The sequence below is a fragment of the Nocardioides sp. Z24_21 genome (assembly GCF_058134345.1).
Genome location: NZ_JBYTTH010000001.1, coordinates 520385 through 542869, shown reverse-complemented (window position 1 = coordinate 542869; position 22485 = coordinate 520385). Strand labels below are relative to the sequence as shown.

20 protein-coding genes and 1 other RNA gene are annotated in these 22485 nt (G+C 72.1%); 17 read left to right on the top strand and 4 right to left on the bottom strand.

All coding sequences use genetic code 11. From position 1 onward, the window contains the following. Positions 1 to 28 precede the first annotated feature (28 nt). From ftsX to AC3X7Z_RS02620, 4 genes are all read left to right on the top strand, one after another. Complete coding sequence (gene ftsX, locus AC3X7Z_RS02635; RefSeq protein ID WP_186340666.1) at positions 29 to 937, top strand: permease-like cell division protein FtsX; 909 nt, start codon at positions 29 to 31, stop codon at positions 935 to 937. An 87-nt stretch (positions 938 to 1024) separates the two neighbouring features. Beyond that, positions 1025 to 2290: a peptidoglycan DD-metalloendopeptidase family protein gene (locus tag AC3X7Z_RS02630; protein WP_186340667.1), complete on the top strand. Its 1266-nt coding sequence runs from the start codon at positions 1025 to 1027 to the stop codon at positions 2288 to 2290. 42 nt (positions 2291 to 2332) lie between these two features. Further along, positions 2333 to 2812 carry an SsrA-binding protein SmpB gene (gene smpB / locus AC3X7Z_RS02625; protein WP_179617930.1) on the top strand — a complete coding sequence of 160 codons (480 nt, stop codon included), beginning with the start codon at positions 2333 to 2335 and terminating at the stop codon, positions 2810 to 2812. 7 nt (positions 2813 to 2819) lie between these two features. Next, positions 2820 to 3695, top strand: coding sequence for an amidohydrolase family protein (locus AC3X7Z_RS02620; protein ID WP_489974904.1), 876 nt, complete (start codon positions 2820 to 2822; stop codon positions 3693 to 3695). 7 nt (positions 3696 to 3702) lie between these two features. Here the strand turns inward: AC3X7Z_RS02620 and crcB are convergent, their stop codons facing one another. From crcB to AC3X7Z_RS02605, 3 genes are all read right to left on the bottom strand, one after another. Beyond that, positions 3703 to 4083 (bottom strand): fluoride efflux transporter CrcB, encoded by a 381-nt coding sequence (crcB, locus tag AC3X7Z_RS02615; RefSeq protein ID WP_186340669.1) that lies wholly within the window; start codon positions 4081 to 4083, stop codon positions 3703 to 3705. Beyond that, a complete protein-coding gene (locus AC3X7Z_RS02610; RefSeq protein WP_186340670.1) occupies positions 4080 to 4523 on the bottom strand; it encodes a fluoride efflux transporter FluC in 444 nt (147 codons plus the stop codon). The genes crcB and AC3X7Z_RS02610 overlap by 4 nt, the downstream gene beginning before the upstream one ends. 88 nt (positions 4524 to 4611) lie before the next feature. Further along, positions 4612 to 8058 carry an FUSC family protein gene (locus AC3X7Z_RS02605; RefSeq protein WP_489974903.1) on the bottom strand — a complete coding sequence of 1149 codons (3447 nt, stop codon included), beginning with the start codon at positions 8056 to 8058 and terminating at the stop codon, positions 4612 to 4614. Positions 8059 to 8243: 185 nt separating this feature from the next. Between AC3X7Z_RS02605 and AC3X7Z_RS02600 the strand changes: the two genes are divergently transcribed. The 13 genes from AC3X7Z_RS02600 (at position 8244) to ssrA (ending at position 21333) form a co-directional block, all read left to right on the top strand. After that, the gene (locus AC3X7Z_RS02600) at positions 8244 to 8549 is read left to right on the top strand and encodes an urease subunit gamma (protein WP_186340672.1); all 306 of its coding nucleotides are present in this window, start codon (positions 8244 to 8246) and stop codon (positions 8547 to 8549) included. Next, positions 8546 to 9439, top strand: coding sequence for a sirohydrochlorin chelatase (locus AC3X7Z_RS02595; protein WP_489974902.1), 894 nt, complete (start codon positions 8546 to 8548; stop codon positions 9437 to 9439). Before AC3X7Z_RS02600 ends, AC3X7Z_RS02595 begins: the two co-directional genes overlap by 4 nt. A 128-nt stretch (positions 9440 to 9567) precedes the next feature. Beyond that, on the top strand, positions 9568 to 9987 hold the full coding sequence (locus AC3X7Z_RS02590) for an urease subunit beta (RefSeq protein WP_489974901.1): 420 nt from the start codon (positions 9568 to 9570) through the stop codon (positions 9985 to 9987). Between the two features lies 1 nt (position 9988). Beyond that, positions 9989 to 11713 (top strand): urease subunit alpha, encoded by a 1725-nt coding sequence (gene ureC / locus AC3X7Z_RS02585; RefSeq protein ID WP_186340675.1) that lies wholly within the window; start codon positions 9989 to 9991, stop codon positions 11711 to 11713. Positions 11714 to 11720: 7 nt separating this feature from the next. Continuing rightward, positions 11721 to 12419 carry an urease accessory protein UreF gene (locus AC3X7Z_RS02580; protein WP_186340676.1) on the top strand — a complete coding sequence of 233 codons (699 nt, stop codon included), beginning with the start codon at positions 11721 to 11723 and terminating at the stop codon, positions 12417 to 12419. Positions 12420 to 12511: 92 nt separating this feature from the next. Next, a complete protein-coding gene (gene ureG, locus AC3X7Z_RS02575; RefSeq protein ID WP_186340677.1) occupies positions 12512 to 13147 on the top strand; it encodes an urease accessory protein UreG in 636 nt (211 codons plus the stop codon). Then, complete coding sequence (locus AC3X7Z_RS02570; RefSeq protein WP_489974900.1) at positions 13144 to 14157, top strand: urease accessory protein UreD; 1014 nt, start codon at positions 13144 to 13146, stop codon at positions 14155 to 14157. Before ureG ends, AC3X7Z_RS02570 begins: the two co-directional genes overlap by 4 nt. Before the next feature lie 77 nt (positions 14158 to 14234). Beyond that, a complete protein-coding gene (locus AC3X7Z_RS02565; RefSeq protein WP_489974899.1) occupies positions 14235 to 15167 on the top strand; it encodes an urea transporter in 933 nt (310 codons plus the stop codon). 116 nt (positions 15168 to 15283) lie between these two features. Further along, a complete protein-coding gene (locus tag AC3X7Z_RS02560; RefSeq protein WP_489974898.1) occupies positions 15284 to 16099 on the top strand; it encodes a P-loop NTPase family protein in 816 nt (271 codons plus the stop codon). Continuing rightward, complete coding sequence (locus AC3X7Z_RS02555) at positions 16096 to 18189, top strand: YhgE/Pip domain-containing protein (RefSeq protein WP_489974897.1); 2094 nt, start codon at positions 16096 to 16098, stop codon at positions 18187 to 18189. The genes AC3X7Z_RS02560 and AC3X7Z_RS02555 overlap by 4 nt, the downstream gene beginning before the upstream one ends. Before the next feature lie 290 nt (positions 18190 to 18479). Next, the gene (locus AC3X7Z_RS02550) at positions 18480 to 19415 is read left to right on the top strand and encodes an ROK family protein (protein ID WP_489974896.1); all 936 of its coding nucleotides are present in this window, start codon (positions 18480 to 18482) and stop codon (positions 19413 to 19415) included. A 74-nt stretch (positions 19416 to 19489) separates the two neighbouring features. Beyond that, a complete protein-coding gene (locus AC3X7Z_RS02545; RefSeq protein ID WP_186340682.1) occupies positions 19490 to 20893 on the top strand; it encodes a hemolysin family protein in 1404 nt (467 codons plus the stop codon). A 69-nt stretch (positions 20894 to 20962) separates the two neighbouring features. Continuing rightward, positions 20963 to 21333, top strand: a transfer-messenger RNA (tmRNA) gene (gene ssrA, locus AC3X7Z_RS02540). A gap of 164 nt (positions 21334 to 21497) precedes the next feature. Here ssrA and AC3X7Z_RS02535 read toward each other — a convergent pair. Then, entirely contained in the window at positions 21498 to 22217 is a 720-nt protein-coding gene (locus tag AC3X7Z_RS02535) for a transporter substrate-binding domain-containing protein (RefSeq protein ID WP_489974895.1), read from the bottom strand. Positions 22218 to 22485: the final 268 nt, after the last annotated feature.

The window sequence follows — 22485 nt, the reverse complement described above, 5'->3', positions numbered from 1 at the left end:
CCCCCGAACGAATCGAGATCCTTCCTCCATGCAGCTGCGCTACGTCTTCTCCGAGCTCGGCCAGGGCCTGCGACGCAACCTGACGATGCACCTCGCGGTGATCCTCACCCTCGTCGTGTCGCTGACGCTCGTCGGCATCGGCCTGCTGTTCCAGCAGCAGGCGACGCGGGCGGCCGAGCACTTCGGCAACCAGCTCCAGATCACCGTCTACCTGTGCCGGCTCAACGACTCCAACCCGGTGTGCCCCAACCCGGTGACCGAGGCACAGAAGGCCGAGATCGAGGCGGTCGTGGAGGCCAACCCCGAGGTCGCGAGCCATCGCTTCGAGTCCGGCGAGGTGGCCCTGGAGAAGGCCAAGGAGCTCTACGGCGAGGAGCTGTTCTCCGGCGACAACCCGGCGCTGACCGCCGAGGACATGCCGGAGACGATCTGGATCACCCTCGAGGATCCGCAGGAGTATGAGGGCATCATCAGCGCGGTGCAGGGCCTCGACGGGGTGTCGCGCGTGCGTGACCTGCGCGAGCAGGTGGGCCCGATCCTCACCACGATCACCAAGATGCGCACGTACGCCCTCGGCACCGCCGGCCTGCTGGTGCTGGCCGCGCTGCTGCTCGTCGCCAACACGATCCGCCTCGCCGCCTTCGCGCGCCGCAAGGAGATCGGCATCATGCGCCTGGTCGGGGCCTCGACGCTCTACATCGCGCTGCCGTTCCTCCTCGAGGCGCTGGTGACGGCCCTGATCAGCGTCGCACTCGCCGGGGGAGCGCTGGCGGCGTTCCTGCACTTCGCGATCGGCGACCTCGCCGCCAACCTGAGGTTCGTGCCGTGGATCGGGTGGAGCGAGTACTGGGTGGCCGCCGGAGCCATCGGGATCCTCGGCCCGGTGCTCACCTTGCTCCCGACACTCGTGTTGACGCGCAAATACCTCAAAGTCTGAGTCGCGGGGGTTAGCGTCTAGGCGTCTCGCCCGGCGCCAGTCGGGAGTGGCACCCTTCCCCGCTTCCCCGACGCAAAGGCTTCCCCGGTGCGTACCTTCCCCCGTGCCGCTCAACGACGCCTGGCCGCAGCACTTGTCGCGGTCATGGCCCTGAGCGTGTCCGCGGCCCATGCCGACGACCTCAAGGACAAGAAGAACAAGGTCGAGCGCGAGCTCAAGGGCGCCCACCAGGACCTCGACGCGTCCAGCGCCCAGCTGCGCAAGGCCACGGCCCGGCTCGCGGCAGCCCAGCGGCAGCTCCGGGTCGCCAAGACCCGGCTCGCCACCGCGCGCGGCAAGGTGGAGGTGGCCCACGAGCGCGACGCGCGGATGCAGGCCGCGCTCGAGGTCGCGGAGGCCGAGCTGGCCGCCGCCGAGGCGGCCCTGGCCCAGGGCCGGGTCGACCGCGACACCCAGCGGCAGAAGGTCGCGAGCACCGTCGCCGACATGTACTCCGAGGGCGACCCCGAGCTCCTCGCGTTCTCGTCGCTGCTCGGCGCCGAGTCGACCGAGGAGCTCACCCGCCGCGACGGCGTCCGCGACGTCGTCGTCGGCCAGGAGGCGCGCGAGTACGACGAGCTCAAGGCCTCCGAGGTGCTGCTCGAGGTGCGCGAGGACCAGGTCGCCGAGGCCCGTGACGACGTGGCCGTCAAGCGCGAGGCTGCCGCCGAGCACCTCGAGGTGATGCAGGCCCTCGAGGCCGAGGAGCGGGCCGCCAAGGACGCGGTGGTCGAGCTCGTCGTCGAGCGCCGCGACGCCCGCGTCGGCGCGCGCCAGGCCCGCGCGAAGGACCTCGCCAAGCTCCGCAAGCTCGAGAAGGAGCAGCAGCGGATCGAGGAGATGCTCCGCAAGCGAGCGCTCGCCGCGCTCCGCCGCCAGCGGGCCCAGGCCCGCTCCCAGGCGGCGCCCAGCCCGGGCTCGGGGATCCTCGCCTCCCCCGTCGACGGCTACGTCACCTCGCCGTTCGGCTACCGCTCGCACCCGATCTACCACTACTGGGGCCTGCACGACGGCGTCGACTTCGCCGGCGGCTGCGGCACGCCGCTGCGCGCCGCGGCGCCGGGCCGGGTGGTGTCGTCCTACTACAGCGGGGTCTACGGCAACCGCCTCGTGATCGACCACGGCGTGCTCGGCGGACGTGGCATCGCCACGATCTACAACCACGCCAGCGGCTACAACGTCGGCGTGGGCGACCGGGTCGAGGTGGGGCAGGTGATCGGGTTCGAGGGCAGCACGGGCTGGTCGACCGGGTGCCACCTGCACTTCACCGTGATGGCCAACGGCCAGGCCGTGGACCCGATGAACTGGCTGTAACGCGCTGGACAGGCGTTGGTGACGCTCTGGGAGGATGGGCCCATGGCGAAGGAGCAGGGCCAGAAGATGGTCGCGCAGAACAAGAAGGCGCGCCACGACTACCACATCGAGGACACGTGGGAGGCCGGCCTGGTCCTCATGGGCACCGAGGTGAAGTCGCTGCGGCAGGGCCGGGCCTCGCTGGTCGACGGGTTCGCCGAGATCGACAACGGCGAGGCGTGGCTGCTGGGGGTGCACATCCCGGAGTACAGCCAGGGCACCTGGACCAACCACTCCGCCCGGCGGCGCCGCAAGCTGCTGCTCAACCGCTCGGAGATCGACAAGATCGAGCGCAAGATCACCGACAAGGGCTACACGATCGTCCCGCTCGCGCTCTACTTCAAGGACGGCCGCGCCAAGGTCGAGATCGCGCTCGCCAAGGGCAAGAAGGCCTACGACAAGCGCCACACCCTCGCCGAGCGGCAGGCCAACCGGGAGAAGGTCGACGCGGTCCAGCGGCGGCTCAAGGGTCACCGGGACTGAGCCCGGGGTGACCGATCCCGTCGCGTTCGCCCGTGCCCTCGGCCTGCCCGGCCTGCAGGACCTGCACACCCACTTCCTCCCGCCGCGGGTGATGGCCAAGGTCCGTGCGCAGTTCGACGCGGCCGGTCCGCTCATCGGCCGGCCGTGGCCGCTCCACTACCGCGACACCGACGACGCCCTCGTCGAGACGCTGCGCTCGTTCGGCGTGCGTCGCTTCACTGCGCTGCCCTACGCCCACCGGGTCGGCATGGCGGAGTTCCTCAACGACTGGGCCGCCGGGTTCGCGCGGCGCGTGCCGGAGGCGGCGGTCTGCGGCACGTTCTTCCCCGAGCCCGGCGTCGCGGCGTACGTCGCCGCCCGGTCCGCGGCCCCCGAGCCGGTCGAGGTCTGGAAGGTGCACGTGCAGGTCGGCGCCTTCGACGTCACCGACCCCCTCCTCGACGAGGCGTGGGGCGTGGTCTCCGAGACCGGCGCCCCCGTCGTCCTCCACGCCGGCAGCGGTCCCGTCGCGACCGAGCACACCGGCCCGGCCCCGGTCGCCGCGCTGCTCGCCCGCCACCCGCGGCTGCGGCTGGTCATCGCCCACGCCGGCGCCCCGGAGTACGCCGACTTCCTCGGACTCGCCGAGCAGCACGAGCGGGTGGCCCTCGACACGACGATGGCGTTCACGCCGTTCTTCGAGGAGATGGGCGGCGCCTACCCCGACGACCTGCTGCCCCGGCTGCGCGACCTCGGCCTCGCCGGCCGGGTGCACCTCGGCAGCGACTTCCCCCACATCCCCTACCCCTACGGCGTGCAGCTCGAGTCGCTCGAGCGGCTCGGGCTCGGTGACGAGTGGCTGCGTGCCGTCTGCTGGGACAGCACGGCCACCCTGCTGGGCTGAGCGCCGCCTACAGGTGCGAGCCCCAGTAGTAGCCGCCGAACGCCAGGGCGACGCTGAGCACCAGCACCCCGACGCCGTAGGCCGCCGCCAGGCCGTAGCGCTTCTCGCGCACCAGCTGGACGGTCTCGTAGCTGGCGGTGCTGAAGGTCGTGTAGCCGCCCAGGAACCCGGTGCCCACGATGGCGCTCACGTCGGTCGAGGCGAGGTGGCTGGCGACCAGGCCGGTGAGGAACCCGAGCGCCGGCGAGCCGGTGAGGTTGATGATCGCCGTCGACCACGGGAAGGCCGACCCCTTCGTCCGGGCCTTGATCCAGGCATCGACGAGGTAGCGCACGCTGGCGCCCACCCCGCCGGCGACGACGAGCAGTGCGAAGAGTCCCGGCGTCATCGGCTGGCTCCTTCGCCGCGGGGGGACTGCGTGTGCCGGCTCGCCGCGAGGGCGATGCCCGCCAGGGTGGCCAGGCCGCCGACGACGAGCGTGCCGAGGGCGTAGACCGCAGCCACGCCCACGCGGGAGTCGTCGAGCAGCACGGCCGTGTCGGTCGCCAGCGAGCTGTAGGTGGTGAGACCCCCGCAGAACCCGGTGCCGATGAGCAGCTTGAGCCGCGACGTGAGCTGGGGCGGCGTCTCGTCGCGGGTGAGTGCCTCGTAGAGGAACCCCAGGACGAACGCCCCGAGCACGTTGACGACCGGCACCACGATGGGGATGCCGTCGGCGTTGGGCACGGCGAGCATGAATCCCTCACGCGCCCCGACGCCCACGATGCCCCCGGCCAGGACCAGCAGGACCGAGGTGAGTCGCGAGTCGTGCTGCGTCGCCGCGCTCATCGGCGCGTCCGATCCGGGGGCACGGTGATGCGTCCCCCGCGTGTGGCCCCTCCGGGACCAGTGCCCATGTCGTCCACTGTGTGCCTCCTCATGCAGTCGTCGGTTCAGCGGCGGGCTCGGCGGCGCCGACCGCCCCGGGGGAGACGGCCTCGAGGAGGGCCAGCAGGGTCTGGTTGACCAGGCTGACCTCCAGGAGGACCGCGTCGATGGTGCGTTGGGGCGCGTCCACGTCCGCCCCGTCGCCGACCGAGTCGTCGATCGCGCCCGGCAGCCGGCCGGACAGCGCCGTCGTGAGCGCAGCGACGTTCTCGCTGGTGGCCCGGCTCAGGGCGCCCCAGTCCAGGCTCGGGTCGACGCCCGGGTCGACACCCTCGGTGATCGCCCCCTCGACCGCCCCCACCAGCTGCCGGGTGTGGAAGACCAGGGACCAGGCCGCCGTGAGCTGGCTCTCCACGCCCCCGGGCTCGAGGGCCCCGGCCGAGCGGCGCAGCGGGTCCGCGGCGGTCGCGATGGAGCGCACGTGCCGGTCGGCGTCGAGGAGGCGTTGGCGCACCGCCGTCTGCGAGATCGCGTGGTCACCGGCCAGTCGCGACAGGCTCGCGGTGACGATCACGTCGACGTCCTCGACCAGCGCGGCGAGGTTGGCGTGGTAGTGGGTGCGGGTGTGGCGCGGCAGCACCAGCGCGGCGACGGCGAGCGCCACCAGCGCGCCGAAGACCGTCTCCAGCACCCGCTCCTCCAGCGCGAGGCTGGTCAGCCGCCCGAGGTACTCGTAGAGCATCGCGAAGATCATCGTCGTCCACAGCGCGGTGAGGGCCGGCGACACCTGGCGGTAGTAGGCGGAGGCGAAGACCGCCACGGCGAGGACCGGCAGCACCACCGCGGGGTCCGACCCGCTCTCCAGTGCGATCGCGAAGCCGATCGCCGCGCCCCCGACGGTGCCGGCGAGGCGTTGGGCGCCCTTGACCAGGGTCTCGCCGTCGGTCCCGCCCAACACCTGGTAGGCCGCGAGCACCGCCCAGTACTGGTGGCTCGAGGACACCAGCTCCCCGACCGCCAGCGCGAGGCCGGTCGCGACCGCGGCCTGGATCGCGTGGCGCGTCGACGGCGCGAGGGAACGCCCCGCCGGGGGAGCGTCCTCGGCGGCCTGGCGCGCGCCGGGCGCCACCAGCGCGTCGGCCCCCACCTCGCCCTGCTCGGCCAGGGGCACGGTGTAGGCGACCTCCGGGTCAAGAGCCGCGTCGACCGCGTCCCGCAGCTTCTCCGAGACGCGTTGCAGCTCGTCGATCGCCGCGTGCAGCGCACGCGCCTGGCGGGGCCAGTCCCGCGGCGGCTCCTCCTCCGTCCAGGGCGGCAGTGCCGCGAGGTCGGGACGCAGGTGGGCATCGGGCGTCGCCAACGCGGTCGTGCGGGCGAGATGGACCTGGAGCAGCTCGAGCCGACCGGCCAGCCGCGCCCGCAGCTCCAGCGACAAGGTGGTGCCGGTGACGTCGCGTGCGGCGGAGGCGAGGTTCTTGACGGCGAGCTCGGTGTCGAACAACCGCAGGCGCAGCGCCGCCGCGCGCTCGGGGGAGACGCCGATCGTCTCCTCGTCGCCGGTCATGCATCCTCCGATGAATGCACCGGCCCGGCGCAGCTGGCGCAGCTCGAGGTCGGCCCGCTTGCGCACGTCGCCGCTCCAGCGGGCCCACGAGATGGCGTCGACCAGGGTGTCCATCGCCGAGACCAGCTGGGCAGTGAATCCCTCGATGCCCTCGCGCAGCTCCTTGCGCGGGCGGGCGGGCAGCAGCACGTAGCACACGAGCAGCGCCCACAGCACGCCCACCGCGGCCGCGCCGAGGAACCACGGAGCGTCGCTGGGCTGCAGCCGGAGGATCAGCGCGAAGTAGTAGGCCATGAACGACACCCGGCCGATGGCGGCCCAGCGGGCGCCGAAGTGGCCCACCCACGTGCCGACCAGGGCCACGACCGCGAGCAGGACACCGGTGAGCGGTGTCGAGTCCGACACCAGCGCGCCGAGGAACACCACGACACCGATCGGCACGAGCTGCAGCACGCTGGTGAGCACCTGCCCGCGCTGCGACCTCTCGACGGCGACGCCCGTGCTCGTCATCGCGACGAAGCCGCCGAAGACGGCCGGCTGGATCGCGGCGCGGTCGGTGGCCGCATCGAGGAGGACGTAGAGCGAGGCCACGGCGAGGACGGCCGCGACGACGGAGCGCATCGCGGTGCGCAGCCGCGCGTAGCCGGGGTCGACCTGCGCGAGGTCGCGCTGCGCGAACCTCCGCCAGCGCGGCAGAGGGGTGAGGGTGGACCGGGCGCCGGCGGCCGTCGGGTCGCCCACCGGCGGCGGCTGCCCGCGCAGCACCATCTGCGCGGCGACGGTGGTGGTGTCGTCGAGGGCCGCGACGGGTCGGTCGCCGACGATCACGGGCTGGTAGTCGAGGTCGTCGCTGACCCCGAGCGTCAGCTGCTCGCTCCGGTAGGCGAAGGGCAGCCACCGGCTGTAGCGGGTGTAGGAGTCGTGCAGGTCGGCGAGGGGCTCCGTGCCGACCAGCCTCGCCATGGCGGTCTCGAGCTGCACGAAGCGCGGGACCCACTGGTCGGCGGGCGCCTGCTCGCCCAGGGCCTGGGCCCGGAACGTCTCGAAGCCGACCACCTCGGGGACGGGGCGCTCACCGAGGTGCACCGACTGCTCGAGCTGCTCGCCGAACTCGAGGAACTGGAAGGTGAGGGGCACCAGGCCCGGGAGGGTCGAGGCGGGGTGGCCCGACGGCAGGCCCCAGCGCAGGGCGCCGATCGTCCCACCGAGCATCCGCACCGCGTAGGGGAGGGCGAAGTGGTCGCGACCGCTCTGGAAGTAGTAGGCGGCGTGGTGCAGCCGCAGGCCGTCGGTGTAGGACGCGAACGACTCGGCGATGCCGTCGAGGTGGCCGTCGAGCCCGGACTGCTGGCCCCCCTGGAAGAACGGGGCGAGGCTGTCGACGGGGGAGCCCGCCCCGCGCTCCGCGGTGAAGAAGTGGCGGCAGAGCGCGTTGAGGTCGCTGATCACCGAGTAGACGCCGAGCAGGAAGGTGAGGATCAGCGAGATCAGCACGACGCCGCTCAGCGTCTCGGTGATGCTGAGGAAGCGCAGCACGTCGGTCTCGGCGGTGAGCGCCGAGCCACCGACCGTCGAGAGCTGGGCGGCGCTGAAGTACATGGCGTCGAAGAAGTCCAGGCTCGACCCCCGCCCGGAGACGGAGAACGACGTCGGGGTCATCAGCCCGCGGTAGATCAGCCCGAATCCGAGGATGACCCCGAAGACCCACACCAGGATCCCGATCACGACCTGCAGACCGGTCACCTGGCGCAGGGCGTACGGGCGCCACCGGCGAGGGAGCCGGCGGGTGACGCGGCGCAGCAGGTGCCACTGCCCGCGAGCGACCGGTCCGGAGAGGAATCCGGCCTCGTCGTAGTTGAGGACCGTGAGGAAGACGTCGGCGAGGGTCGCGGCGAGAACCGCGGCGCCGAGGACTAACCAGACGGTCTCCACCTCTGCAGGCTAACCGCATTTCCGGGCCGCAAAGCCAGGCCCGGCAAGGCTCATACCGATGGCACGGGCCGAACCTCCTGGGCCCTTGTGAAGGCGCACGGACGTGGATGAGGGTGAGGAATGCGCCCGGGGGAGACCCGCTTGGGCCGACCCACCACCAGCCCGCCCTCAGGAGGTCGACACAGATGCAACTGACTCCGCGTGAGATCGACAAGCTCTACATCTACCAGGTCGCCGAGCTCGCCCGACGTCGGCGAGAGCGGGGGACCAAGATCAACCTCACCGAGGCCCAGGCGCTCATCTCGGAGGCGATCATCGAGGGAGCGCGCGACGGCAAGTCGGTCGCCGAGTGCATGGAGCTGGGCAAGCACGTCGTCACCGAGGCCGACTGCATGCCGGGGGTGCGTGAGCGGCTCTCCCTGCTCCAGGTGGAGGCGACCTTCGTCGACGGCAGCAAGCTGGTGTCCTGCCACGATCCAGTGGCGGCGTGAGGGAGATGTCTTCGGTCATGTCCGGGCGGACCAGGACCGTCCTGGTCGCAGGGCATGAGAGCGACGGGGGCGCCGCCCTGGCGCCGATCGCCGACACCCTGGGCGCCGTCGTCACCACCTCTGGCCGGCCGTTGCACGACGTCGTGACGGCACTGCTCACCGAGGGGGAGGGCCGCGTCGTGGTCGTCCCGATGACCTGGGGCCGTGACCCCGTCATGGTGGCCGACACGGCGAAGACGCTGCGGTGGATCGCCGCAACGGCGGGCGCGGGACGGGTCGCGCAGAGCGCCGACTTCGGCACCATGGACCACCTGGTCGCGTGGTTGCGTCGCGCGGCGGAGAGGGTCTCGGCGCGACCGGGGGCCACCCTGGTCGTCACCGCACCGTCGGCCGACCCGTTCGACGACGCCGACCTCCACCGGGTGGCGCACCTGGTGCGCACCCACGGCGCGGGGGTGCCGGTCGAGGTGGCGTGCGTCGCGAAGCCCAGTGACCTCGACGGGGCCGTGCATCGGGCGAGGCTGCTGGGAGCCGACCATGTGGTGGTCGTCCCGGCCGGGTTCGCCCGCACCCCGCCGGCGGGCCTGCCCGAGGACGCGTCGTTCTTCGGCCCCCTGCTCTCCGAGGAGGCGGTCCTGGAGGTCATCCGGCGGCGCGTGGCCGCGGCGGAGCACGACCTCCGGCACGGGCACGACGGCATCGCGGCGGGCCTGCTGGCCGACCACGGTCACGGCTACGCCCACTCCCACGCCTTCGAGCACGGCAGCGAGGGGGACTCGCACGGTCACTCCCACGGCCACTCCGACGGTGCGACCCACCGGCACTCCCACCTCCCGTCACCGCCTGACCTCGAGGCGGTCGGCGCGGCCGGCTCGCTGCCCCGCGGGTAGGGACGGCACACCACCCCGCCACGAGACGCCCCCAGTGCGCGGCGTCCCCCAGACCGGGCCATCCCGGTCGAACCCCGGAGTCCCGGGCGACGCGCGTTCGCTCGTGCCCACCATGAAAGGACATCCCCATGCTCGGCAGCCCCAAGTACGACCACAACGAGAACGAGATCGAGATCAACGCCGGTCGCGAGAGCGTCACCCTCACTGTCAGCAACACCGGCGACAGAGCGATTCAGATCGGGTCCCACTTCCACTTCTTCGAGGTCAACCGCGCCCTGCAGTTCGAGCGTGAGAGGGCCTACGGGATGCACCTCGACATCCCGGCCGGGACCGGGGTCCGGATCGAGCCGGGCGAGACCAGAGACGTCACCCTCACGGCCTACGCCGGCAGCAGGTACGTCTACGGGTTCAACGGTCTCGTCAACGGCGGCCTCGACGCCGGGCAGACCCGGATTGATGCCCTCGCCCGGATGACCGAGCGGCAGTTCAAGGACGGCGCCCCCACGGCGAAGAACCGTGGGGCCAACAAGCAGGGAAAGAAGAACTGACATGGCCATCATCTCGCGCAAGCAGTACACCGACCTCTTCGGACCGACGACCGGCGACAAGGTGCAGCTCGCCGACACCAACCTGGTCATCGAGATCGAGAAGGACTACAACGAAGGGCACTACGGCGACGAGGTCGTCTACGGCGGCGGAAAGACCGCTCGCGACGGGATGGCGGCGGACCCGCAGGCGACCAGCGCCCAGGGCGTGCTCGACCTCGTCATCACCAACGCGATCGTCCTCGATCCGGTCCTGGGTGTCGTGAAGGGGGACATCGGCGTCAAGGACGGCCGCATCGTCGGCGTCGGCAAGTCGGGCAACCCCCACCTGCAGAGCGGCGTCGACCCGCGCCTGGTCGTCGGGCCGGGCACCGAGCTGCTTGCGGGGGAGCACTGCATCGCGACCGCCGGTGCCATCGACTCCCACGTGCACTACATCTCGCCGCAGCAGGCGGAGGCAGCCCTGTCGAACGGGATCACCACGCTCTTCGGCGGTGGCACCGGACCCACGGACGGGACCAACGGCGTCACCACGACTCCGGGTGTCTGGAACCTCCACCGGATGATCCAGGCCGCCGAGGACGTGGGGGTCAACATGGGCTTCCACGGCAAGGGCAACGGCTCCATGAGGGAGGCCCTGGTCGAGCAGATCAAGGCCGGGGCCTCGTCGTTGAAGGTGCACGAGGACTACGGGACGACCCCCGCGGCGATCGACAGCGCGCTGCGGGTGGCCGACGAGTTCGACGTCCAGATCTCGATCCACACCGACAGCCTCAACGAGTCCGGATTCGTGGAGGACACCATCTCCGCGATCAACGGCCGCACCATCCACACCTACCACACCGAGGGGGCCGGCGGCGGTCACGCGCCGGACATCATGAAGGTCGCGAGCCTGCCCAACGTGCTGCCCTCCTCGACCAACCCGACCCTGCCCTACACGGTCAACTCCGTCGACGAGCTCCTCGACATGGTGATGGTCTGCCACCACCTCTCCCACGACATCCCCGAGGACGTCGCCTTCGCCGACTCGCGGGTGCGGGCCGAGACGATCTCGGCCGAGACGGTGCTCCACGACGAGGGCGTGCTGTCGATGTTCTCCTCGGACTCCCAGGCGATGGGACGCATCGGCGAGTCGGTGACGCGGGCCTTCCAGACCGCCCATCACAACAAGGACCAGCGCGGGGCGCTGCCCGAGGACGCCGAGGGCAACGACAACTTCCGGGTGCTGCGCTACCTGGCCAAGGTGACCATCAACCCCGCGATCACCCAAGGGGTCTCGGACCACATCGGATCGCTCGAGGACGGCAAGCTCGCCGACATCGTGATCTGGCCGGTGGACTCGTTCGGGGTCAAGCCGCGGATGGTCATCAAGGGCGGGCTGACCAGCTGGGCGCAGATGGGAGATCCCAACGCGTCCCTGCCGACGCCGCAGCCGGTGTACTACCGGCCGATGTTCGGCGCGTACGGCAGGGCCCGGCAGAAGACCCGGGTGACCTTCATGTCCCAGGCCGCGATCGACCTCGGTGTCCCCGAGCAGCTCGGGCTGGAGAGCCAGGTGCTGCCGGTGCGGCGCTGCCGGGGGATCGGCAAGGAGCACATGGTGCGCAACGACCGCACCCCGCTCGTCGAGGTGGACCCCGAGACCTACAAGGTCACCTTCGACGGCAAGCCGGCCCACATCGACCCGGCGGAGTCCCTGCCGCTCAACCAGCTCTTCTTCCTGGCGTGAGGACGAGATGACCTCGACGACCGCGGTCCCGGAGCTGCTGGTGAGCCTGCAGCTCTCGGACTCCGCCTTCCCCAGCGGCTTCTACACGATGTCGCACGGGCTGGAGGGCTTCAGCCAGGCCCGCGCGGTCGACCAGGACGGTCTCGAGGGACTGTTGCGAGGCTTGCTCCTCCACTCCGTGGGCCCGGGCGACGCCACCGCGCTCGCCCGGGCCCACGAGGCGGTCGCGCAGGGCGACTGGGCCCGCGTACGCCACGTCGACCGGCTGCTGTTCGCAGCCAAGCTCAACGCCGAGCTCCGACGGGTGACGGTGCGCAGTGGCCACCAGGTCACCGACGTGGCGGTCGCCGCGATCGGCGGGCCGCTGCTGGAGGAGTGGCAGCGCGCCCTCGCGGCCAAGGAGACACCGGGGTGCCAGCCGGTCGCGACCGCGGTGGCCTACGCCGCCGCGGGCGTGCCGGCGGCCCAGGCCGTCGCGTCCGACCTCTCCGCCTTCGCGGTGAGCTTCCTCGGGGCGGCCCTGCGGCTCGGGCTCACCGAGTACAAGCACCTGCAGGTGGTGCTGCACGCCCTGGGACCGGTCATCGAGCAGGTGTGTGCCGAGGCGATCGATCGGGACCTCGCGGACATGGGCGGATGTGCGCCGATGACCGACGTGATGTCTGCGCGGCACGAGCACTCCGACGCACGACTGTTCGCCAGCTGAGGACCCTCCTCGGCCGGCACGACGACGACAACCACGACGACAACCACGACGACAACCACGACGACAACCACGACGACAAACAAGGCGGACGTATGAGCGAGAACGTGTTGCGGATCGGCATCGGCGGCCCGGTGGGCTCGGGCAAGACGGCCCTGGCGGAGGCGCTCGTGCCCCGGCTCCTGGCCGCGGGCCGGCAGCCCGCGGTCATCACCAACGACATCTACACGCAGGAGGACGCCCACCACGTGCGGCGCGAGCTCGCCGGGGTGCTCGATCCCGACCGGGTGGTGGGCGTCGAGACCGGCGCCTGCCCCCACACCGCGGTCCGCGACGACCCGACGATGAACCTGGCCGCGGGCGCCGAGATGCTCGAGCGCCACCCCGATGTCGACACGCTCATCTACGAGTCCGGCGGCGACAACCTGACGCTGACCTTCTCGCCGTCGCTGGCGGACGTCTTCGTCTTCGTCCTCGACACCTCGGAGGGCGAGAAGATGCCCCGCAAGCGCGGCCCCGGGATCACCGACTCCGACATCCTGGTCATCAACAAGATCGACATCGCCCAGTACGTGCGGACCGACCTGTCGATCATGGAGTCCGACGCCCACCGGGTCCGCGACGGCAAGCCGGTCGTCCTCACCAACTCCCTGACCGGCGAGGGGGTCGACGCGCTCCAGGACCTGATCCTCGCCGCCTGGGACAGGCGTCCGGTGGCGTCCTCGCGATGACCACCTCGCTCCTGCGCGAGCGGGACCCGGTCCCCTCCAGCACCGTCGCAGTGCCGACGACGCGCTACGGCGGGCCGCGCCTCGACCCGGCCTACTACGAGCCCGACCGCGTGCCCGACATCATCGAGCGCTACGCCGGACCGATCGACACCCTGCCCCCCGGCAGCCCCGGCAAGGTCGGCCTGCTGGAGCTGGAGTTCGGGCGCACACCGCGAGGGACCGAGCTCGTGCAGCACTACCAGAAGGCGCCGCTGCAGATCATGCGCCCGCTCTACTACGACCCGGCGCGCCCGGACATGCCCTACACCTACCTGATGTCGACCGGCGCCGGCGTCATGCAGGGCGATCGGCTGCGCACCGACCTCGTCTTCGGGCCGGGCACGTCCGCGCACGTGACGACCTCGGCCTGGACCAAGGTGCTGCGCATGCACCACGACTACGCGGTCGCGCAGGTCAACATCTCGGTGGGCGAGGACGCCTTCCTGGAGTACCTGCCCGACCCGGTGATCCTGTTCGCCGAGGCCCGGCTCTACCAGCGCACCCGGCTCACGCTGCCGCCGTCGGCGAGCGTCGTCGTGGGCGAGACCCTCGTGGCCGGGCGGCTCGCCCACCACGACGAGCGTCACCTCTACTCGGCGCTCGCCGCCGACTTCGAGGTCTGCCGGCCCGACGGGACGGTCGTGGCACTCGACCGGGTGCGCCTCACGCCCGCGGACGGAGCGACAGGGGACCTCGCCGTCCTCGACGACCACGACGTCCTGTCCATGCTCTACGTCCTCACCTCGCAGGCTTCGGTGGCCGAGGTCACCGAGCTGCTCCACAGCGCGCTGGCCCCGTCGACCACGGGTGGGGTGATCTTCGGGGTCAGCGCCCTCCCCGATGACGCGGGCGTCTGGGTGCGCCTCCTCGGCGACGACACCCGGTCGGTCGGCGCCGCGATGACGCTCGCCTGGCAGTCCGTGCGGCGACTGCTGACAGGCGGCACCGCCCCGACCATCCGCAAGACCTGACCCACTCCCGACGCGCAGAGCGCGCCCGGGCGACCCGCTCCACCCGACGTACGACCACCACGGACAAGGGAGCTGAGATGACAACATCGCGAACGGCCGCCACGGCGGCGCCCAGCACGTGGCTCACCTGGGAGGTCGTGCCGCGCGGGGTCTCGGAGATCTTCTTCCAGAGCAACACCTGGACCGGCCTGCTGATCGTCGCCGCGTTCGTGGTGGCCGACTGGCAGATGGCCCTGCTCGCCCTGATCGGGGCGATCTGCTCGACGCTCGCCGGCGTGCTCATGCGGGTGAAGACCGACGACATCACGATGGGCATGGCGGGCTTCAACGGCACCCTGGTGGGCGCTGCCCTCTTCGTCGAGCTCGGCGGCGGCAAGGTCTGGACCTATGTGCTCACCGTCGTCGGCGCCCTGGTCTGCGGCCCGGTCACCTGGTTCTTCAACTGGCTCTTCGCGACGCCCGCCCTGTCGCGCTTCGGCCTGCCGTCGACCACGGCGCCGTTCTGCTCGGTGACCGGCGTCATCTACGTCCTCACGACGAGCCTGCACGTCGAGTCGTCGTCGCACCACGCCTTCGACGAGTCGGCCGGCTCGCTGCTGCGCTCGCTGCTGACCAACGTGTCGGAGGTGGTGCTCATCAACAACGTGTGGTCGGGGGCGCTGATCCTGGTCGGGCTGTTCGTCGCGTCGTGGAAGGTGGGACTGGCCGCGGCGATGGGCAGCGTCATCGGCACCCTGTGCGCGCTCGCGATGGGGGAGAGCGCGGAGACGATCGTGGAGGGTCTCGCCGGCTACTCCGGGGTGCTGACCGCCATCGCGCTGTCGGTGGTGTTCCTGCGCAGCACCGTCGGGTCCTGGATCTACGCCGCCGTGGGCGCCGCGATCACCGCGGTCGTCACGGTCGCGATGACCGACGCCTACGGCGGCCCGCACTTCACCTGGCCCTACATCCTCACCACGTGGGTGCTGCTCGTCATCGCGACCTTCATCCCCGCACTGAAGCGACCGTGAGCAGCTCCGACGACCTGGCCTCTCCCGACCCGGACCGAGGCGTGCCACCCCAGACCCGACCCCCCACCCATCCCCAGCCCCACTCCCACCGCAGGGCTGATCACCCCGGGCAGACGATGCGCGTCGAGCTCGACCAGGTGCACGTGATGGGCCGCCGGGACCGCCTGCTCGAGATCGACCACCTCGCCCTCAGCACCGGCGAGTGCGTCCTCGTGGCCGGCGAGCCGGGGCAGGGCCACTCCGTGCTCGCGCTGGCCACCACCGGCCGCCTCGCGCCCACCGGCGGCTCCGTCCGGCTGGTCGCCGACGACGGCACCGTGAGCGACGACATGGCGCAGCTGCGGCGGGTCACTGCCGTGGTCGACCTGCCCGGCGTCTCCGAGCCCGACGACGTGATGCCCGTCGAGACCATCGCCGCCGAGGACCTCGCCCTGGCCGGTCACGACTCCACGCCCGGTGCGGTGCACACGTGGCTGGAGCATCACGCGCTCGAGGGGTTCGAGGACCACCGGGTCGACGCCGTCGAGGGGGTCGTCCGCACGGCGTTGCTCACCGGGCTCGCGGCGGAGCGTCCCGACGTCCGGTTCCTGGTGATGACGCTGCCCGACCGGCACGGCGGCGAGGCGTACGGATGGTGGCACCTCGCGACGTCCTACGCCGCGCTGGGCTACGGCGTGCTCGTGCAGTGCACCAGGTCGTCCGCGCGCGACCTCGGCGCCGACCTGCCCCCGGCGCGCGGGGGCCACGCCCACCGGATCACGCCCGTCGAGGCGCTGCGCCTGATGCCGTCGGCCGGCACCGCCGGCGAGCTGGGCGACACCCGCACGGTGGTCTCCGACGACCCGACCGAGACACGCGTGCTCGAGGGCACCCCACCGCCCGATCCGGGTGAGCCACCACCCCCACCGCAGGAGAGGAACGAAGGCCGGTGATCGCTCTCCGTCTGGCCATCACCGAGCTGCGGCGCATCAGCGCCGGCACGCTCCCCAAGCTGGCCGTCCTCGCCCTCATCGTGATCCCCACGCTCTACGCCGGCCTCTACGTCTTCGCCAACAAGGACCCCTACGGCTCGCTCGACCGGGTGCCCGCCGCGCTGGTGGTGGAGGACCAGGGCGCCACCCTGACCGACCCGGTCACCGGCAGCTCGGAGGAGGTCAACTACGGCCACCGGATCGCCGAGCGCCTCGTCGACGGCGACGGAGGGTTCGGCTGGGTCGAGACGAGCGCGAAGGAGGCGGACGAGGGGGTGCGGTCGGGCCGCTACGACGCCGCGCTCTACGTCGGCAGCGACTTCTCCGAGGACCTGACCTCCGTGGCCCGCTACGAGCCCCACCGGGCGAGCCTGCGCCTGGTGACCAACGACGCCAACAACTACATGGCCACCACCTTGGCCAAGACGGTCGTCGGCGACGTGCGCAACGAGATCGCCCGGGAGGTCGGCGCCACCTCGGCGAGCACGTTCATCCGCGGTCTCGACGAGGTGCACGTCGACCTGCAGAAGGGACTCAAGGGCGCGCGCAAGCTGGTGGCCGGCACCAAGCGGCTCGGCAAGGGCACCGACCGGCTCGTCAGCGGCACCGGCCGGCTCGCGTCCGGAGCCGCCAGGACGGCGCGCGGTGCCAATCGGCTCGCCTCCGGGGCGAGCCAGGGGGCGCGGGGCAGCGCCCAGCTCGCGAGCGGTGCCACGCAGCTGGCGGGCGGGCTGCGCACCCTGCGCCAGCGCACGTCCGCGCTGCCCGCCGACACCCACCGGCTCGCCGCCGGTGCCCGGGAGGTGGCCGCCGGCAACGCGAAGGTGGCTGCCATCGGCCGGGACGCCGCCGGCGCGGCCCGCGCGATCGCCCGCCAGCTCGCCGTGGCCCGCGGCGACGTGACGGCGATCGTGCGGCAGCTCGTGCGGCAGGGGCGGCTGACGCCCGCCGAGGCGGCCCGGCTGACGCGGGTCCTCGACGTCGCGCGAGCCGGTGTCGACGACGCCGTACGCACCGCCGAGGGCGCGGCGGGCAAGCTCGGGCGGCTGAGCTCGGGCGCCAAGCAGGTGGCAGCCGGCGCCGGCAGGCTCGCCGGCGCCGCGCCGGCCCTCGCGCGCGGTGTGGCCACCGCGGCCGCCGGCGGCGACCGCGTCGCCTCCGGCAGCACGCGGCTCGCGGCCGGCTCGCGCACGCTGGCGAGCGGCGCGTCGACCCTCTCCTCCGGGACCGGCCAGGTCTCGGCCGGCGCCAACCGGCTGGCGAAGTCGAGCACCACGCTCCGCAAGGGCGCCCAGCGGCTGGGGTCGGGCACGACCCGGCTCAAGGACGGCCTGCGCCGCGGGCTGAAGAAGGTGCCCGACCTCGACCAGGCGACCGGCCGCGACACGGCGCGCACGATCGCCGATCCCGTCGCGCTGGACGACGACACGCTGGCCCAGGCGGGGTCGTACGGCGCCGGGCTCGCACCGTTCTTCATGTCCCTCGGGCTCTGGATCGGCGCCTACGTCCTGTTCCTGCTCGTGCGGCCGCTGTCGGCCCGCGCCCTCGCCGCCAACGGTCCCCCCCTGCGCACCGCGCTCGGCGGGCTGCTCCCACCGGTGACCGTCGGGATCTTCCAGGTCGCGGTGATGCTGCTCGTCGTCCGCTTCGGCCTGCGCATCGTGCCCGACGAGCTGCTCGGCACGATCGCGCTGCTGCTGGTGGCGTCCATTGCGTTCGTGGCGATCATCCAGGCGCTCAACGCGTGGTTCGGCACCGTCGGCGAGTTCGCCGGGTTGGTGCTGATGCTGGTCCAGCTCGTCACGGCCGGCGGCACCTTCCCGTGGGAGACGATCCCCGAGCCGCTGCGCTCGCTGCACTGGCTGCTGCCGATGACCTACGCCGTCAACGGCCTGCGCCAGACCCTCTACGGCGGCGAGGACTCCCTTCTCGCGCGCGACCTCGCGGTGCTGGCCGGGGTCGGCCTGGTCGCCATGGCGGCGACGGCGTGGGCCGCCCACCGCCAGCGGGTGTGGACCCCCGAGCGGCTGCAGCCCGAGCTGGTCCTCTGAGCGGCGGGGACCGGCAGGGCTGGGCGGGCAGGGCTGGGCGGGCAGGGCTGGGCGGGCAGGGCTGGGCGGGCAGGGCTGGGCAGGCAGGCAGGGCTGGGCAGGCAGCGCAAGAAGGTCGAGTCGGCGCATCCTGACGCGCCCAGCCCGTCGAGTCGGCGCGTCCTGACCCCGCGTCGTCTTGACGGGCGCGGGCCGGGTGCGCTGACCTACGCGAGGTGGACCGCTCGCGCCCCCGCACCGTCCACGAGACGGCGCCGCGAGGCGGGCGCCGGGAGGACCGGGTGGACACGGTGAGCACGCGGGCGGGCACGGACGTGGGCGCGGCGGCGACCCGCGCCGTGGGCCTCGACGTCGGCGGCACCAAGACGCATGGCGTGGTGCTCGCCGAGGACGGATCGATCCTCGCCGAGGCCCGGGAGCCCACGTGGCCCGGAGCCGACGGCGTGGTCGCGACCGCCGCGGAGGTGTACGACGCCCTCGCGCGCGAGGTCGGTGGGCCGCCCGGCCGCGTCGGGGTCGGCGTACCCGGCCTGGTGGACGCCGAGCGAGGGGTGGTGCGGCACGCGGTCAACCTCGGCGTCGACGGCGCCGACCTGCCGCTGCGGGACCTGCTCGCCGCCCGGCTCGGGGTGGAGGTGGCCGTCGAGAACGACGTCAACGCGGCCGCCCTGGCCGCGGGCGCGCTCGCAGGGGTCGACGACGTCGTCTACCTCAGCGTCGGCACCGGGCTCGCGGCGGGCGTGGTGATCGACGGCCGGCTGCGTCGCGGCGCGCAGGCGGCGGCGGGCGAGGTCGGCCACCTGCCGGTCGATCCCGCCGGTGCCCCGTGCGGCTGCGGCCAGACCGGCTGCCTGGAGACCATCGCGTCCGGTCGTGCGCTCGCCCGCGCCTGGCCGACGCCCGACGGCTCGCCGGCAACGGCGGTCTTCACGGCGGCGGCCGCGGGCGACCCAGCGGCCGTGGCCGTACGCGACCGCTTCTGTCGGGGCGTGGCGAGTGCCGTGCGCATCCTGGGCCTGACGATCGACCCCGAGCGGATCGTGCTGGGCGGCGGCGTGGCCGAGCTGGGGGGGCCGCTGCGCGAGCAGGTGGTCCGTCAGCTGCACGTGCTGGGGGAGGGGTCGCCGTTCCTCGCCTCGCTCGGCCTCGCCGACCGGCTCACCCTCGTGCCGTCCGGCCACCCCGTCGCGGCCGTCGGCGCTGCCATCCTGGGCGGGTCGCCGTAGCCGAGGCGGGCGCGGACGTCGTACGAGGCGCCACGGGCTCTGCAGCGTCACGGGCCGCTCGGTAGGTTGTGGCCGTGGAACCCGGCACCTGGATCGATGTCCTGCTCGTCCTCGCCTTCATCCTGGTGGGGGGTGTCTTCGCGGCCACCGAGATCGCGCTGGTGTCCCTGCGCTCCGGGCAGGTCGAGCGCCTGGAGACGCAGGGCGGCCGCGGGCACGCCGTCGCCTCTCTGGCCCGTGACCCCAACCGGTTCCTGTCGGCGGTGCAGATCGGCGTGACCGTGGCGGGGTTCTTCTCCGCCGCCTTCGGCGCCTCGACGCTGGCGCCGTCATTCGCGCCGGCCTTCGAGAGCCTCGGCGCCCCGGCGCCCGACACGGTGTCGCTGGTGGTCACCACGCTGGTGGTGTCCTACCTCTCCCTGGTGCTGGGCGAGCTGGTGCCCAAGCGCCTCGCGCTGCAGCGCTCGGTGGGGGTGGCCAAGCTGTTCGCGCCGCCGCTGGGCCGGTTCGCGACCGTGATGACCCCGGTCATCTGGCTGCTCTCGCTCTCCACCAACCTCCTCGTCCGGCTCCTCGGCGGCAACCCCGACGCGGCCGGCGACGAGGTCGACGAGGAGGAGCTGCGGATGATGATCTCCGGCCACGAGGACATCCCCGAGGGCGAACGCCGCCTCGTCCACGACGTCTTCGAGGCGGGCGACCGCTCGCTCAGCGAGGTGATGAAGCCGCGCGGCGACGTCGTCTTCCTCGCCGGCGACCTCACCCTCGCCGAGGCGGTGGCCGTGATCGTCGGCCAGCCCTACACCCGCTACCCGGTGACCGGCACGTCGTTCGACGAGGTGCTGGGCTACCTCCACCTGCGCGACGTGCTCGGCCGCGCCGACGACCGCTCCACCAAGGTGGCCGACATCGCGCGCGAGCTGCCGGTGCTGCCGCGCACCAACCGGGTGCTGCCCTCCATCGACCAGCTCCGCAACCTCGGCGCGCACATCGCCCTGGTCGTCGACGAGTACGGCGGCACCGACGGCATCGTCACCCTCGAGGACCTCATGGAGGAGCTCGTCGGGGAGATCCACGACGAGTACGACACCGACGCCGCCATCGCCGCGTCCGCCGACCCGGCCACCCTCGACGCGGGCATGACGATCGAGGAGTTCCGCGAGCGGACCGGGCTCGAGCTCGAGGACGGGCCCTACGAGACGGTCGCCGGCTACCTGCTGCACCGCCTGGCGCGGATGAGCGAGGTGGGCGACTCCGTCCTCGTCGACGGCCGCCCGCTGGAGGTCGTCGAGGTCGACGGCCACCGCATCACGCGGGTGCGCCTGCACGCCGCGCCCGACCCGCACCAGGACACCGCCGCGGACTCGGCAGCGTCGCCGGAGGAGTCCGGCAAGCCGCGTCCGGACGGGCACACGGACGCCTCCACGGACGCCTTCGCCGACGCCTCCGGCGACGCCGAGGGCCGCCGGGCGGAATAGCGTTCGCACGCTGTCGGTTGTGACCAGTAGGCTGGGCCCGCGGGCTCGGGCCTGCTTGACAACACAAGAGGGGCTGATCGGTTTCGACTTGGGACGTTAGTTCCAGGGGAAGCGGGTCGAGAAGCCAGCGTCATCTCGTAAACGACCGCTGGAAAACCATAGTTGCCAACACCAATCGCAACGACTTCGCTCTCGCTGCCTGAGCAGTGATCGAAGGGTCTGACCGGGCACCCGTCTCCGTCCCGGATCCAGGCCTCATCTAGGAGACTTGCTGGTCACTCTCTGTCAGGAGGGGTGACCGGGACTCAATCCTGACTGGGCCTGTCGGCGACGTGTCTGTGCGAGCGCCGGGGCCGAGAAAAGCGATCTCACTGACTGCACCCGGAGAAGACCTGGATCGACGCTCGAGGACCGGGGTTCGATTCCCCGCAGCTCCACTGGGGGGTCTTCGCAAAATAACGCGGAGACTTCGCAGAATTACCGGTCCCGGTGGGTCACCCCATCGAGAGCCCGCCCTCTTGAACGAGAGCCGCTCCGACACCCGTCGGTGCGGCTCTCGTGCGTGGCCTGCCAGTCCGTCACAAGCAATCCGTCTGCGCCGACCTCACGCGGCGGGCGGGGCGACTGTCGCGTCGTGTCTACCTGATCGGATGAGCGCCCCGGCGATGAAGCCGGTGACTTTCAGGTCCTCGACGAAGGTACGCAGGAATCCGACCGTCTGGGGGCTCCGGGTCCGCGTGGTGCCCACGGCCTGCTGGATCTCCATGAAGCACGGCTCGAGCAGCCGAGTCCCGGGATGGGTTGCGACGAAGTCGACGACCGGCTGCCTGATGCCCGCGGCGACCTCCAGTTGCTGCTCAGTGAACGTCGCGGTGCCCTCGCTGCCACGCACCACCTCTGCGTGAGCCAGGGTGCGGGTGAGGAACAGGTCGTAGGCCGACCCCTTCTTGACCCCGACCCGGACGCCCGGGCGGTCCACGTCGGTGGCAGAGGTGAGAGGCGAGTCGTCGGGGACCGCGAAGACCCCCTCGATGAGGGCGTACGGCGCGGTGAAGGCGACTGTCTCTTCGCGGGCAGGGTCGACGGCGAGGAAGCAGATGTCGGCCCGACCAGCGGCCATCGCCTCGAACGAGTCGCGCGCGGCGTCGAAACAGATCAGCTCGACCGGGATCCCGAGCCGAGAGCCGAGCTCCCGGGCAATGTCGACCGTGACGCCGGCGGGAGCGTCGAGTGTGCCCTGGGCGAGCACGGGGTTGCCGAGGTTGATCGACGCACGCAGGGTGCCGGACGGAGCTAGATCGTTGGTGATGTCCACGAGCCGCATGGTGCCAGCCGTGTCGCTCGTGGCAGCGGGCGACGTTCCGGTCCCGGTGGGGTCACCCCGCTGAGAGCCAGCCCTCGTGAACGTGAGCCGCTCCGACACCCGTCCGCTGCGTGTGAGCTCATACCGACCTGGATCCGCCTGTCACACGCCTCCCATCAGGTTCGGATGCGAGCGCACCGGTGGGTGCTGAATCTGTTGTCGGAGGGTGCAGATTGGCGGAGCAGTTCGCGGAATGCGACTGCTACGAGCTGCGCGATGGCGGCCAACT

Coding starts and splice junctions, on each gene's coding strand:
- AC3X7Z_RS02610 (WP_186340670.1), bottom strand. CDS start 4,523: ATGAGCGCGGCGACGCAGCACGACTCGCGACTCACCTCGGTCCTGCTG.
- crcB (WP_186340669.1), bottom strand. CDS start 4,083: ATGACGCCGGGACTCTTCGCACTGCTCGTCGTCGCCGGCGGGGTGGGC.
- AC3X7Z_RS02560 (WP_489974898.1), top strand. CDS start 15,284: ATGCGCGTCGAGCTCGACCAGGTGCACGTGATGGGCCGCCGGGACCGC.
- AC3X7Z_RS02600 (WP_186340672.1), top strand. CDS start 8,244: ATGCAACTGACTCCGCGTGAGATCGACAAGCTCTACATCTACCAGGTC.
- smpB (WP_179617930.1), top strand. CDS start 2,333: ATGGCGAAGGAGCAGGGCCAGAAGATGGTCGCGCAGAACAAGAAGGCG.
- ftsX (WP_186340666.1), top strand. CDS start 29: ATGCAGCTGCGCTACGTCTTCTCCGAGCTCGGCCAGGGCCTGCGACGC.
- AC3X7Z_RS02590 (WP_489974901.1), top strand. CDS start 9,568: ATGCTCGGCAGCCCCAAGTACGACCACAACGAGAACGAGATCGAGATC.
- AC3X7Z_RS02580 (WP_186340676.1), top strand. CDS start 11,721: ATGACCTCGACGACCGCGGTCCCGGAGCTGCTGGTGAGCCTGCAGCTC.
- AC3X7Z_RS02535 (WP_489974895.1), bottom strand. CDS start 22,217: ATGCGGCTCGTGGACATCACCAACGATCTAGCTCCGTCCGGCACCCTG.
- ureC (WP_186340675.1), top strand. CDS start 9,989: ATGGCCATCATCTCGCGCAAGCAGTACACCGACCTCTTCGGACCGACG.
- AC3X7Z_RS02570 (WP_489974900.1), top strand. CDS start 13,144: ATGACCACCTCGCTCCTGCGCGAGCGGGACCCGGTCCCCTCCAGCACC.
- AC3X7Z_RS02565 (WP_489974899.1), top strand. CDS start 14,235: ATGACAACATCGCGAACGGCCGCCACGGCGGCGCCCAGCACGTGGCTC.
- ureG (WP_186340677.1), top strand. CDS start 12,512: ATGAGCGAGAACGTGTTGCGGATCGGCATCGGCGGCCCGGTGGGCTCG.